The organism is Pseudomonas sp. P1_C12 (genome assembly GCF_056406435.1).
This window is the reverse complement of sequence record NZ_JBFUAE010000016.1, coordinates 31122-43889: the sequence shown is the minus strand read 5'-3', so window position 1 is coordinate 43889 and position 12768 is coordinate 31122. Positions and strand designations below refer to the sequence as shown.

Sequence of the window (12768 nt, the reverse complement as noted above, 5' to 3'; positions counted from 1 at the left end):
ATGCGTGTCTGGTTTTTGAGTGCTGGCCTGGCCTTGATGTGCATGGCCCAAAACGCAGCGGCGGGTACAGTCCTGATCGTTGGCGATAGTATCAGCGCCGGTTTCGGGCTGGATACCCGGCTGGGGTGGGTGTCACTGCTTGAGCAACGGCTCAGGCGCGAAGGTTTCGACGACAAAGTGATCAATGCGTCCATCAGTGGCGACACCAGTGCCGGGGGCCAGGCACGCCTGCCCGCGCTGCTTGCAGAGCATAAACCGGAGCTGGTGATCCTCGAGTTGGGCGGCAATGACGGCCTGCGCGGGATGCTGCCAACTCAATTGCAACAAAATCTTGCGTCGATGATCGACAGCTCTCGGGCCAGCGGGGCCAAGGTGTTGCTGCTCGGCATGCAATTGCCACCCAATTATGGTGCGCGGTACACCAAGGCGTTCGCCGATGTCTACAGCAACCTGGCCGACGAGAAGAAGATCCCGTTGGTGCCGTTTTTCCTCGACGGCGTGGGCGGCCATCCGGACTTGATGCAGGCTGACGGCATACACCCGGCGGCCGGGGCCCAGGACAAGTTGCTGGAAAATGTCTGGCCTACTCTAAAACCGCTGTTATGACACTTTTCTAGAGGCAGGCTTTCGGCTAAGGTGGCGCCCCCGATTTGGAGCCCCCGATGCCGCGTCCTGCCTGGTCACTTTTTGCCTACCAACTGATCGAGCCTGACGAACAGCTGGATCTGTTCGCCTGCCAGGAAGTGCGGGTGCATCTGGTGACCCGTCAACTGGAGCTGGGCGGCTCGGCGGACCGCACCTTGTGTGGCAGTCTGTTGCCGGCGCAACCGCGCTGGTCGAGTGTCGATCGCCGGGTGTTTCAGGATCAGCGTCTGTGCTCGTTGTGCCGGGCCATTCTTGAGTCGCAGAAGCGGGGTACGTCGCCGATCTGGCCTGAATTGCGGTTTGAGCTTTGATCCGTCAGGAATCGAGGCGGCCTTCGAGCCGACCTGTCTTTTGTTGACCGTGTACATATCCGTTTCTTCGGTAACGGCGACTTATGGTTCCGCTCTTACAGCGGGTCACTTTTGGCAAACGCCCCAAAAGTAACCAAAAGGTCTCGCCCCTTACGTACGGCCCCTCGCTTAGGCTCGGCGTTCCTTCGCTGCGGTATTCATCCGGGGGCATTGCCCTCCGGTCGGCTTCGCTTCGACCTACATGCAATGAGTTCGACTGCGTCGAACGGCGCTGCGCGCCAGTCCCCGGATGAACACCTCCGCTCAGCCTCCCGAGGGGGCGGGTGGATCAAGATCAAGAGCTGCAGGCGAGCTAACGCTCGGCCTGTTGAGTGGTGAGGAGCGTGGGTGTACGCCGGTCTGCCTTTGCTCTTCTGTGGGAGCGAGCTTGCTCGCGATAGCGGCCTGCCAGTCGAGCAGATACCTCACAGACGAACGAACCCAGCAAACAGGTCGGCCGGTAGGCCGCCTCGGACGCTGTTGCGGTGTACGCCCCCTCGTGAGGCCGAGTGGAGGTTCTGCGTAGTGGGCAACCCGGCATGGATGCCGGGTTAGCCGCCGCCGGCCATGGATGGCCGATGGCGGCGGGCCCACGGAGCAGGACCGGAGCGAGGGCATGCCGAGCCTAGGCGAGGCACCGAATGTCAGGGGCAAGAGCCCTTGGTTACTTGGGGCTTTTCCAAGTGACCCGCCGTAAGGGCGGAACCCTAAGTGGCCGTTACCGCAGCAACGGATATGTACACCCTCAAAAATCCATACCGCCTGACACAAAGCCATCGCGAGCAGGCTCGCTCCCACACGGGATCGAGGAAAATCGCAAAATCGCCTTACAGTGCCTGCAATCGGGCCATCTCCCCGAAATAACGGACAGCGGTGTACAATCGCGCTCTTATATCTCTGTTGATCATGCGAAGGATTTTCCGGATGTTGCCGCGCTTTCCTGCCGTCACCCGCTGCCTGACTCTTGCCGCCCTCTTTGTGGCCGGCCCAGTCGCAGCATTGGAGTTTCCCCTGCCACCGCCCGGTGAAGACATCATCGGCCAGGTGCAGGTGATCAAGGCCAAGTACGAAGATACCTTCGCCGACCTTGGTACCGCCTACGATCTGGGCTACACGGAAATGGTCGCGGCCAACCCGGGTGTCGATGCATGGTTGCCAGGCACCGGCACGGAAATCATTCTGCCGACCCGCTTCATCCTGCCACCGGGCCCGCGTGAAGGCATCGTGATCAACCTGGCCGAGTACCGCCTCTACTACTACCCGAAAGGTAAGAACGTGGTGTACACGTTCCCGCTGGGTATCGGTCGTGAAGGCTGGGGCTCGCCGATTGCCCACACCAGCATCACCGCCAAGACGCCGAACCCGACCTGGACGCCTCCGGCTTCGATCAAGGCCGAGCACGCAGCAGACGGTGATCCGCTGCCCAACGTCGTGCCGGCCGGCCCAGACAACCCGCTGGGGCCGTTCAAGTTCACCCTGGGCACACCGGGCTACCTGATCCACGGTTCGAACAAGAAGTTCGGTATCGGCATGCGCACCAGCCACGGTTGCTTCCGCATGTTCAACAACAACGTGCTGGAAATGGCGGGCATGGTGCCGGTCGGTACGTCGGTGCGGATCATCAACGACCCGTACAAGTTTGGTTTGAGTGGCGGCAAGGTCTATCTGGAGGCGCATACGCCGCTGGACGACAAGGGCAACCCGTCGGTGGTCGACAAGCACACCGCGGTCATCAACGCGATGCTCAAGCGTGAAGACATCACTAACAACCTGCGCATGAACTGGGATGTGGTGCGTGATGTGGTTGCCGCTGAAGACGGCCTGCCGGTGGAGATTGCTGTGCCGGGCAACAACGCCGTACCGATGGTGTCGAGCACTCCGGTCGACCCGATGCAGTAAGCTTGTAAAGAGCCCGTCGGTGCGGACTGCGTCGACGGGTTTTTTATTGCCTGGAGAAACGCCGGGCAATAAAAAAGCCGACCCAAAAAATGGATCGGCTTGATAACAATCCCGAAGGATTATTACTTGCGGCTAGCTTTGTCCAGCATGCGCAGAGCACGCTCGTTAGCTTCGTCAGCAGTCTGTTGTGCTTTTTGAGCAGCAGCCAGAGCTTCATCAGCTTTACGGTAAGCTTCGTCTGCACGAGCCTGGGAGCGAGCAGCTGCGTCTTCAGTAGCGGTCAGACGTGCTTCGGTTTCTTTCGATGCGCTGCTGCAACCGGTAGCCAGAACTGCGGCCAGAGCCAGAGCAGAGAATTTCAGAACGTTGTTCATCGTGTTCCCCTTCAAGGACTTTCTATTAAGTAGCTATCTCCTCCGATTGAGGAAATAGCCGGCGTACATACTACCTATTACTTGTAGTAAGTAAAACTGACGTGACGCAAGAAGCAAAAAAAATTGTAGGCGTTGATTCTTTTTCGAGCAACTTTTAACTGAACTGATTAAAAAACATCCAGCTGCAAGGCCCGTGGCTGAGCCAGCTGGCGAGAAAAAGTTCCTTCGGCATACCGCTCTTTTTCCAGTCTGGCTAGAGCCCGTCTACATGGATTCGTCTACACTTTTGTTCGGCTTTTGCGTAGCGCCTCCCAATATCTTTCTCGATGTTCAGGTGACTTTAACAACGGGCGCTCGTCTTAAGTCTCAACATCCGGCAATGTTCAGGCTATCGACCCGGAGTGATCTTCGGTCGAGCCATTCCTGCGTGATCCGGAGCAGCACCCGCCAACCCGCACGATGACGAGCGCACCTTGAGCATTTCTGCCAATGGTGCCTACTATTTGTAGGTGCTCGGTAGCGCGAGATCGGTGCAGCTCTTCTCGGTGTCCATTCAGGCACGGGGTGGCGTAGATGTTCCTTCGCCGGAAAAACATCGGTAAGGTAGGGGTCGGAATTCCAGACCCGCGAGGAGTAGTGATGAGCGAGGCGTTGTCCATCCACCATGACCAGGCTGGTCATCAGTTCGAGACCAATGTGGACGGTCATCGTGCCTATCTGACCTACATGGATCTGGGGAAGCAGACCCTGGATATCTATCGCACCTTCGTGCCCAACGCATTGCGTGGTCGCGGTATTGCGGCAGCCTTGACCGAGAAGGCGCTGGAGTACGCTGACGAAATGGGTTACACCGTCATTCCATCGTGCTCCTACGTCGAGCGCTACATGGAGCGTCACCAGCGGCATGCGGCCAAGCTGAGTCAGTGACCTTCAACAAAACGAACGCATAAAAAAACGCCGGGCTCAGCCCGGCGTTTTTGTGCGGAAAAACGATCAGCTGCGATCGCGTTTGGGCAACACATCCTTGAGCTTGGCATGCATGCTGCGCAAGGTGTTTTCGGTCGCGGTCCAGTCGATGCAGGCGTCGGTGATCGACACGCCGTATTGCAGGTCGGCGAGGTCTTTCGGGATCGCCTGGCAGCCCCAGTTCAGGTGGCTTTCAACCATCAGGCCGATGATCGACTTGTTGCCTTCGAGGATCTGGTTGGCGACGTTTTCCATCACCAGCGGTTGCAGGGCCGGATCCTTGTTGGAGTTGGCGTGGCTGCAATCGACCATGATGTTCGGCTTGATCTTCGCCTTGTTCAACGCCTGCTCGCAGAGCGCAACGCTGACCGAATCGTAGTTCGGCTTGCCGTTGCCGCCGCGCAGCACCACGTGACCGTAGGCATTGCCCTTGGTGGTCACGATCGACACGCCACCTTCCTGGTTGATGCCCAGGAAGCGATGCGGGCTGGAAACCGACTGCAGGGCGTTGATCGCCACGGTCAGACCGCCATCGGTGCCGTTCTTGAAGCCGACGGCCGAGGACAGGCCGGACGCCATTTCGCGGTGAGTCTGGGATTCGGTGGTGCGCGCGCCGATGGCCGACCAGCTGATCAGGTCCTGCAAGTATTGCGGGGAGATCGGGTCGAGGGCTTCGGTGGCGGTTGGCAGGCCTTTTTCGGCCAGGTCCAGCAGCAATTGGCGACCGATGTGCAAGCCGTCCTGGATCTTGAACGAGTCGTCCAGGTACGGGTCGTTGATCAAGCCTTTCCAGCCGACGGTGGTACGGGGCTTCTCGAAATACACGCGCATGACCAGATACAGGGTATCGGACACTTCGGCAGCGAGAGCCTTCAGGCGCTCGGCATACTCGTGGGCGGCCTTGATGTCGTGGATCGAGCAAGGCCCGATGACGACGAACAGGCGGTGGTCGGTGCCATCCAGAATGTTGCGAATGACTTCGCGGCCCTTGGTGACAGTGCGCAGTGCGGTGTCGCTCAGGGGAATATCGCGCTTGAGCTGATCGGGAGTGATCAGTGTCTCGTTGGAGGCGACGTTTAGGTCGTTGATCGGTAAATCAGCCATCGTTTACTCGTCAGGTCACGGGTGCCGGCCGCCAGCGAACCCGCGCGGCGGAGCACAGCAAATTAAGCGCGTCGGGGAGCCGAACCTTAGCGCGTTACACCGTGGCTCGACAATGGGCAGACACTGGTTTAGGGGCCATTCTCAGTCAGTTTCCCCAACGTGGCCGGCAAACCCGTCGGGAACGCCCCTAATCCAGCACAGGCAGGGCAAAAGCCTTGCGCACCGATTCGTGAGAAAACTCGTCGGCATGCTCCTGGAGCCATTCGAGGGCCAGGGCCTGGATACCCTGCAAGTCGTCGTGGGCGTCATGCAGGCGGCAGTAGCGTTCGATCTGGCACACCTGCTCGCCCATCCGGGCGCTGAACAGCATTTGTTCGTCGACGAAGGCGATGCCCACCAGATAACCGCGCTTGCGCCGCAGGCACCAGGCGACATAGCCCAGGTAACGCGCGTCCGGATTCACGGTCGGCATGCGAACTTCCAGCGCTGTGCCGTGGCGCCACGCGCGGTGATAATTGCAAGCCATGCCCCCGAGGCTGATAGTGTGCAGTTGTCGTCGCGAAATACATTCAGGTTTCAGCAACGTTAATTCGACGGGCACATCGTCAGGGTGAGGAATAAATCGTCCCATGAACACAGACTCCATGTGTCGGCCATCTGACATTGTTCTCCCAAGTATAGTGGTCGAATTGGAACTGACCGATTTTGACGCCGACCAACGGCTGCTGGCGATGAGCGGTGTATCGCTGGTTATTTTCACCAGTGTCGGCTGCGCCGGTTGCCGGTTTGCCCGCGAGCAATTGCCGACACTCGACCTGGCAGTCGATCGACTGTGCTGGATCGATGCCGGCAACAACGGCGGGGTGGTCGAGCGTTATCAGGTCTTTCACTTGCCGGCGCTGTTTGTCGTTCGCGACGGCGAATTCTTTGGAGCACTGAAATCGCGCCTGACCGACACCGAGCTCAACCGGGCCGTGCGCCAGGCGCTGAGTCGAACAGCAGAGGAGTTGCCATGATGGGGACAGTTGCCAGGCCGACGATCGGCATAATCGGGACCGGCGCAATCGGTGGTTTCTACGGGGTAATGCTGGCGCGTGCCGGTTTTGATGTGCATTTTCTGCTGCGCAGCGAGTTTTCCGCTGTGGCCGAGCACGGGTTGCAAGTCGATAGCGCGCCCCATGGCGCGCTGAAACTGAACCCGGTGCAGGCTTATTCGAACGCTGAAGACATGCCGCCCTGCGACTGGCTGCTGGTGGGCGCGAAAACCACCAGCAACGCCGACCTGGCACCCGCTATCCTGCAAGCGGCGGCACCGAACGCCAAGGTACTGCTGTTGCAAAACGGCCTGGATGTCGAAGACAGCCTGCGCGCGTTGCTCCCCGATTCTCTGCATGTGCTTGGAGGGCTCTGCTACATCTGCGTCCATCGCGAGGCGCCGGGCGTCATCACTCATCAGGCGTTGGGCGCGGTGCATGTTGGTTATCACAGCGGTCCTGCCGATGGGCCGGCACGCACTGCGATTGTCGAGGAAGGTGTCGGCCTGTTCCGCAGCGCCGGTCTCGATTCCCAGGCCATGGCGAATTTGCATCAGGCGCGTTGGCAAAAACTGGTCTGGAATATCCCTTACAACGGTCTCTCGGTGTTGCTGGGAGCGAGCACCACACCGTTGATGGCCGATGCCGACAGTCGCGAACTGATCAAGGCGCTGATGGCTGAAGTGGTGCAAGGCGCAGTCGCGTGCGGGCACGGTGTACCGGCGGGGTATGCCGAGCACTTGTTCATGGTGACCGAAAAAATGCCTGACTACTGGCCGAGCATGTACCACGATTTCCTGCACAAACGACCGCTGGAGCTGGCCGCGATCTACGCCCGGCCACTGGCGGCCGCCAGGGCCGCGGGGTGTGAGATGCCGCGCATCGAGGCCTTGTATCGCAGTTTGAGTTTCATTGATCGACGAAACACCTGAGTCGACCAACCTGAGGGAGAAGGGCATGCCGAAGGCAATTGACGACAAACTGGTGCTGGCGATTTCTTCGCGAGCGCTGTTCGACCTGAGCGAAAGCCACAAGGTCTATCTGTCGAGCGGTGTCGAAGCCTACCGGCAGTATCAGATCGAACACGAAGACGAAATCCTCCAACCCGGCGATGCCTTTGCGTTGGTGCAGAAACTCCTGAACCTCAACAATAGCCTTGGCCGTGCCCGGGTCGAGGTGATTCTGGTGTCGCGCAACAGCGCCGACACCGGGCTGCGGGTATTCAACTCGATTGACCATTACGGACTGGCAATCTCTCGCGCGGCCTTTGTCGGCGGGCGCAGTCCGTATCCCTACCTCAAGGCCTTTGGCTGCGACCTGTTTCTCTCGACCCACGCCGAAGACGTACGCAATGCACTGGACGCCGGGTTCGCCGCAGCGACCATTCTGTCGGGCGGTGCCAGTCGTGCGGCCAGCGACGAATTGCGCATCGCCTTCGACGGAGACGCGGTGCTGTTTTCCGATGAGTCGGAGCGCGTTTATCAGGCCGGTGGTCTGGAGGCGTTCCAGGCCAGCGAGCGTGAGGCCGCCCGCGAGCCGTTGCGCGGTGGGCCGTTCAAGGGCTTTCTCGCGGCCCTCAATCTGTTGCAGCGTGAGTTCCCGGAGGACGCCTGTCCGATCCGTACTGCGCTGGTCACGGCGCGATCGGCGCCGGCCCATGAGCGAGTGATTCGCACGTTGCGCGAATGGGACATCCGTCTCGACGAGTCGCTGTTCCTCGGCGGCCTGACCAAGTCAGCCTTTCTCGAAGCCTTCGCGGCCGATGTGTTTTTCGACGATCAGGCCGGCCACTGCGAATTGGCCCGTGAAGTCGTCGCCACCGGTCATGTGCCCCATGGCATAAGCAACGAGCAAAAGGTTTAAGCCCACTGTTCAATGCGTTGCGCCGCATGTCGTAGTCGCCAAGGCACTGCTAAGCTGAATCAAATCTCCGCCATGTTGGCAGTCGAGGAGGTCATATGATTCGTTCGATGCTGTATGCCACTGACCTTGGCCTGTACGCGCCCGTGGTGATGCAGCATGCCCTGGAACTGGCCCGGACCTTCAATGCCGATTTGTATGTGGTGCATGCGGTTGAACCCATGGGGTTGTTTGCCGAGTCGGTGCTGCAAAGTTATCTCGATGAACAGGCGCTGAACGAGTTTCACAGCCAGGGCCTGAATACAGTGATTGCCAGTATCGAGCAGCGGGTGCTCGACAGTTTTCGTGAGGAGTTGGGGGATGAAGGGGAGCACGATCTGGAGCGGATTCAGGCAGTACGGGTGGTGCAGGGCGACCCATCGCAGGTGATTCTGGACCAGGCGCAGAAACTCTCCGTGGATTTGTTGATCGTAGGAAGTCACAGCCACGGTGCGGGTGCGGAAACGCCTTTGGGGCGAACCGCCGCCCGTGTGCTGCAACTGTCCAAGGTGCCGGTCTATCTGGTGCCGCTGGTGCAACGTCGTCGCCAAGGGGATCTCTAGAACACGAATAATGGCAATTTGACAAAAAAGTTCTAGATTTATTCTTCGAACCATTAATATAGTTATATATCGTCGCTCATGCCCGTGGCGTCTACCTGCTTTGAGGGATTCATATGAAGCTTCAACAATTGCGCTACATCTGGGAAGTGGCGCACCACGACCTCAACGTTTCCGCTACAGCCCAAAGCCTTTACACCTCTCAACCGGGCATCAGTAAACAGATCCGTCTGCTGGAAGACGAACTGGGCGTCGAGGTTTTTGCCCGCAGCGGCAAGCACCTGACCCGCGTTACCCCGGCCGGCGAACGCATCATCACCACCGCTGGCGAAATTCTGCGCAAGGTTGAAAGCATCAAGCAGATCGCCCAGGAATTCTCCAACGAGAAGAAGGGCACCCTGTCGATTGCCACCACTCACACCCAGGCGCGTTATGCGTTGCCGCCGGTGATCAGCAATTTCATCAAGCAATACCCGGACGTGGCCCTGCATATGCATCAGGGTTCGCCCATGCAAATCGCCGAAATGGCCGCCGACGGCACCGTGGATTTCGCCATCGCCACCGAAGCGCTCGAGCTGTTCGGTGATCTGGTGATGATGCCGTGCTACCGCTGGAACCGTTGCGTGGTCGTGCCTCAGGGCCACCCGCTGACCAAACTGTCGAAACTGACCCTCGAAGCCCTGGCCGAATACCCGATCGTGACGTACGTGTTCGGTTTTACCGGCCGGTCGAAGCTCGACGAAGCATTCAGCCATCGTGGCCTGACGCCGAAAGTGGTGTTCACCGCCGCCGACGCCGACGTGATCAAGACCTATGTTCGCCTGGGTCTGGGCGTGGGCATCGTGGCGAAAATGGCTGTCGACAGCAAACTCGACAGCGACCTGGTGGTGCTTGATGCCAGCGAACTGTTCGAGTCCAGCGTGACCAAGATCGGCTTCCGTCGCGGCACCTTCCTGCGGGGTTTCATGTGCGACTTCATCGAGAAGTTCGCGCCGCACCTGACCCGCGAAGTCATGGCCAAGGCCATTCAGTGTCACAACAAGCAGGAACTGGAAGAGCTGTTCGAGGGCGTCGAACTGCCCGTTCACTGATAGTGTTTCCTGCCGGTCAAACCACCTCGGTGACAGCGAACTGTTGCCGAGCGCCCGCCACCAGAATCTCCACCTCATCGCCCTCGAACTTGCCCAGCAGGCTTTTGCCCAGCGGTGAGCGCGGGGTGATGACGGTTATCAGTTGCCCCACCAGATCGACCTTCAATCCGGCTGCATCGGGGGCGAGAAACAGCCATTGTTCGCGCCCCCTTTCGTCCTCGAGCCCGAGCAGCGCGCCCACTTCGATGCCCCGCTGATCGTCATACGGGCGCAGGGCCAGGTTCTGGCAGAGGCTCAGTGACTGGCGAATTTCCTCGACCCGCCTGGCTTGCCCGGCCGCGAGATAGGACGCTTCCAGCCCCAGGGTGTCGTATTTGTTCTCGGCGATGTTTTCTTCATGGGTCGCCGTTTCGTAAGCGGTTTGCGCGGCCCGTTCGGCGATGTCTAGATCGATCCGCAGCTTGTCGAGAATCAGTTGGTGGACTGTGTGCTTATTCATGATCAATCGCAGAATTGCAGGACGTTGGCGCGGCTTTTTTCGCTGGGTGCAGTCCGGTCCTGTTGCAGCCAGAACTGACAGCTTGGGTTGGATAGGTTGCGACTGCTGCTGCGCGCCTGATCGAGCCGTTGCTGCTGCTCGTTCTTGCGCAGGTTTTCTTCATATTGCTCAAACAACGGACTCTGTGGCGGAATGTCCGGCACCGGTTGCGCTGCCACCGGTGGTTTGGCCAGTTGCTCCACAGCTGCTGCCACAGGTGCCAGTTGCTCGCTGAAAAGCAGGCGCGAAGCGAGCCAGCAGGTCAGCACAATGGCAATGAATCCCAGCCACATGCCGAGGGCGATGCTGCCGGTCAATTGCAGGGCATTGAGGCTGATTGGGAAAGAGCGGTGCGGAGTGGGGCGGTGGGGCATGGTTGCTTCCTGGCGAAAGGTCACGGGCGAGTGGCGATTGTCGCATGAAGAATAATCACCGTCGGCTCTTCTGCACGGGGTAATTTATGCGGACAATCGGCGCCTTTGCCAACGGGAACCTGGAATGCCTGAAATGAAAACCCGCTGGGATATTTTTTGCACCGTAGTCGATAACTTCGGCGACATCGGCGTGACCTGGCGACTGGCCCGACAACTGGTCGCCGAACATGGGCTGGCGGTGCGTCTATGGGTCGATGATCTGCGAGCGTTCGAGCGCCTGTGCCCGGAAATCGACATCCACGCTGCGCAGCAGTGGCAACAAAACGTCGAAGTGCGCCAATGGCCAGCCGAGTGGCAACCGACCGAAGCCGCCGATGTGGTGATTGCTGCATTTGCCTGCCAATTGCCGAGCGCCTACATGGACGCCATGGCCGAACGGGAAAAGACGCCGCTGTGGATGAACCTCGACTACCTGAGTGCCGAGGACTGGGTGATCGGCTGCCACGGTTTGCCCTCGGTGAAGTACAAAAGCGTGCAGAAGTTCTTTTTCTTTCCGGGGTTCCAGAAGGGCACTGGCGGGTTGTTACGTGAGCGTGGATTGCTTGAGCGTCGTCGGCAATTTCAGCAAAACCCGCAGGCTCAAAGAGAATTCCTGCACGGTTTGGGGATTGATCGTGCACCCGGTGCGCAGTTGATCTCATTGTTTGCCTACGAAAACACCGGGCTGGCCAGTTGGCTCGATGCGATGGCTGGCGATTCTACGGCCACTCATCTGCTGGTGCCGGAAGGGCGGATTCTCGGCGACGTAGAGCGTTGGCTCGGTGTGGAGGGTTTGGCGGCCGGTGCCGTGCATGTGCGTGATGCCTTGACCGTGCAAGTGCTGCCATTCGTCCGCCAGGACCAATACGACTTGTTGCTATGGTGTTGCGATTTCAATGCCGTGCGCGGCGAAGACTCCTTTGTGCGCGCTCAATGGGCCGGCCGGCCATTTCTCTGGCACATCTACCGGCAGGAAGAAGATATCCATCTGGACAAACTCGAGGCCTTCCTCGAAGTCTATATAAAGGGGCTTTCTGAACCTGCGCGGGAGGCGATCAGCGGTCTCTGGCGGGCGTGGAACGCTGGTGAAAAAATAGCCGACCACTGGCAATTCACCCGTAAACACTGGCCAGAGCTGGAAAAACACGCCGAGGCGTGGTGTCTGGAACAGGCCTTGCAGGCCGATCTTGCCACGGCGCTGGTACAGTTTTATGGAAATTGGATATGATACGCGGCCTAGATTTTTGTAAATCCCATCCAAATTCGGATATTCGCAATGAAAACTGGTAAAGAACTGAAACCCGGGACCGTGATTCGTCTCGAAAACGATCCTTGGCTGGTTCAGAAAGCTGAATTCACCAAGTCCGGTCGTAACAGCGCGATCATGAAGACCAAGCTGAAGAACCTGCTGACCGGTTACAAGACCGAGATCGTTTACAGCGCCGACGACAAACTGGACGACGTAATCCTCGACCGCAAAGAAGCGACCCTGTCCTTCATCAGCGGCGATACCTACACGTTCATGGACACCACCGACTACACCATGTACGAGCTGAACGCTGAAGACATCGAAGCCGTTCTGCCTTTCGTTGAAGAAGGCATGACCGATGTTTGCGAAGCGATCTTCTTCGAAGAGCGTCTGGTTTCCGTAGAGCTGCCGACCACCATCGTGCGTCAGGTTGACTACACCGAAGGTTCCGCTCGCGGCGACACTTCCGGCAAGGTGATGAAGCCTGCCAAACTGAAGAACGGTACCGAGCTGTCGGTTGCTGACTTCATCGAAATCGGCGACATGATCGAGATCGATACCCGCGAAGGCGGTTCCTACAAAGGCCGTGCCAAATAAGCACCGCTTGAGGAATGAAAAAGCCCGACCATTGAGTCGGGCTTTTTTG

General features: G+C 58.9%; 16 protein-coding genes. 11 read left to right on the top strand and 5 right to left on the bottom strand.

Annotated elements, in window-relative coordinates:
* The 3 genes from AC1D19_RS23730 (at position 1) to AC1D19_RS23720 (ending at position 2894) form a co-directional block, all read left to right on the top strand.
* Positions 1-606, top strand: coding sequence for an arylesterase (locus tag AC1D19_RS23730; protein WP_477764715.1), 606 nt, complete (start codon positions 1-3; stop codon positions 604-606).
* A gap of 56 nt (positions 607-662) precedes the next feature.
* Positions 663-956, top strand: a complete 294-nt coding sequence (locus AC1D19_RS23725; RefSeq protein WP_003226812.1) for a hypothetical protein — start codon at positions 663-665, stop codon at positions 954-956.
* A 963-nt stretch (positions 957-1919) separates the two neighbouring features.
* The gene (locus AC1D19_RS23720; RefSeq protein WP_477764714.1) at positions 1920-2894 is read left to right on the top strand and encodes a L,D-transpeptidase family protein; all 975 of its coding nucleotides are present in this window, start codon (positions 1920-1922) and stop codon (positions 2892-2894) included.
* Positions 2895-3016: 122 nt separating this feature from the next.
* Here AC1D19_RS23720 and oprI read toward each other — a convergent pair whose 3' ends face one another.
* Positions 3017-3268 carry an outer membrane lipoprotei OprI gene (oprI, locus tag AC1D19_RS23715; RefSeq protein ID WP_003199355.1) on the bottom strand — a complete coding sequence of 84 codons (252 nt, stop codon included), beginning with the start codon at positions 3266-3268 and terminating at the stop codon, positions 3017-3019.
* Positions 3269-3907: 639 nt separating this feature from the next.
* On the opposite strand from oprI, the gene AC1D19_RS23710 reads away from it, so the two are divergent.
* Entirely contained in the window at positions 3908-4195 is a 288-nt protein-coding gene (locus AC1D19_RS23710; RefSeq protein ID WP_007973562.1) for a GNAT family N-acetyltransferase, read from the top strand.
* 66 nt (positions 4196-4261) lie between these two features.
* Here AC1D19_RS23710 and AC1D19_RS23705 read toward each other — a convergent pair whose 3' ends face one another.
* Together AC1D19_RS23705 and AC1D19_RS23700 are read right to left on the bottom strand one after the other, a co-directional pair.
* The gene (locus AC1D19_RS23705; RefSeq protein WP_477760131.1) at positions 4262-5338 is read right to left on the bottom strand and encodes a 3-deoxy-7-phosphoheptulonate synthase; all 1077 of its coding nucleotides are present in this window, start codon (positions 5336-5338) and stop codon (positions 4262-4264) included.
* Positions 5339-5525: 187 nt separating this feature from the next.
* Positions 5526-5969 carry a PilZ domain-containing protein gene (locus AC1D19_RS23700; protein ID WP_477753758.1) on the bottom strand — a complete coding sequence of 148 codons (444 nt, stop codon included), beginning with the start codon at positions 5967-5969 and terminating at the stop codon, positions 5526-5528.
* Here AC1D19_RS23700 and AC1D19_RS23695 point away from each other — a divergent pair.
* The 5 genes from AC1D19_RS23695 to cysB all read left to right on the top strand — a co-directional run bounded on the left by AC1D19_RS23695 (position 5968) and on the right by cysB (position 9922).
* Complete coding sequence (locus tag AC1D19_RS23695; protein WP_108219647.1) at positions 5968-6354, top strand: thioredoxin family protein; 387 nt, start codon at positions 5968-5970, stop codon at positions 6352-6354. The genes AC1D19_RS23700 and AC1D19_RS23695 overlap by 2 nt on opposite strands.
* The gene (locus AC1D19_RS23690) at positions 6351-7304 is read left to right on the top strand and encodes a putative 2-dehydropantoate 2-reductase (RefSeq protein WP_477760130.1); all 954 of its coding nucleotides are present in this window, start codon (positions 6351-6353) and stop codon (positions 7302-7304) included. The genes AC1D19_RS23695 and AC1D19_RS23690 overlap by 4 nt, the downstream gene beginning before the upstream one ends.
* 25 nt (positions 7305-7329) lie before the next feature.
* The gene (locus AC1D19_RS23685) at positions 7330-8235 is read left to right on the top strand and encodes a 5'-nucleotidase (RefSeq protein ID WP_477756259.1); all 906 of its coding nucleotides are present in this window, start codon (positions 7330-7332) and stop codon (positions 8233-8235) included.
* A gap of 95 nt (positions 8236-8330) precedes the next feature.
* Entirely contained in the window at positions 8331-8834 is a 504-nt protein-coding gene (locus AC1D19_RS23680; RefSeq protein WP_477760129.1) for a universal stress protein, read from the top strand.
* 113 nt (positions 8835-8947) lie between these two features.
* Complete coding sequence (cysB, locus tag AC1D19_RS23675) at positions 8948-9922, top strand: HTH-type transcriptional regulator CysB (protein WP_046043380.1); 975 nt, start codon at positions 8948-8950, stop codon at positions 9920-9922.
* Between the two features lie 16 nt (positions 9923-9938).
* Here the strand turns inward: cysB and AC1D19_RS23670 are convergent, their stop codons facing one another.
* Both AC1D19_RS23670 and AC1D19_RS23665 read right to left on the bottom strand, forming a co-directional pair.
* Entirely contained in the window at positions 9939-10421 is a 483-nt protein-coding gene (locus tag AC1D19_RS23670) for a GreA/GreB family elongation factor (protein WP_477764713.1), read from the bottom strand.
* Between the two features lie 2 nt (positions 10422-10423).
* Positions 10424-10834 carry a hypothetical protein gene (locus tag AC1D19_RS23665; RefSeq protein WP_477764712.1) on the bottom strand — a complete coding sequence of 137 codons (411 nt, stop codon included), beginning with the start codon at positions 10832-10834 and terminating at the stop codon, positions 10424-10426.
* 124 nt (positions 10835-10958) lie between these two features.
* Between AC1D19_RS23665 and earP the strand changes: the two genes are divergently transcribed.
* Positions 10959-12101 (top strand): elongation factor P maturation arginine rhamnosyltransferase EarP, encoded by a 1143-nt coding sequence (earP, locus tag AC1D19_RS23660; RefSeq protein WP_477764711.1) that lies wholly within the window; start codon positions 10959-10961, stop codon positions 12099-12101.
* A 48-nt stretch (positions 12102-12149) separates the two neighbouring features.
* On the top strand, positions 12150-12719 hold the full coding sequence (locus AC1D19_RS23655) for an elongation factor P (protein WP_007943632.1): 570 nt from the start codon (positions 12150-12152) through the stop codon (positions 12717-12719).
* Positions 12720-12768 lie beyond the last annotated feature (49 nt).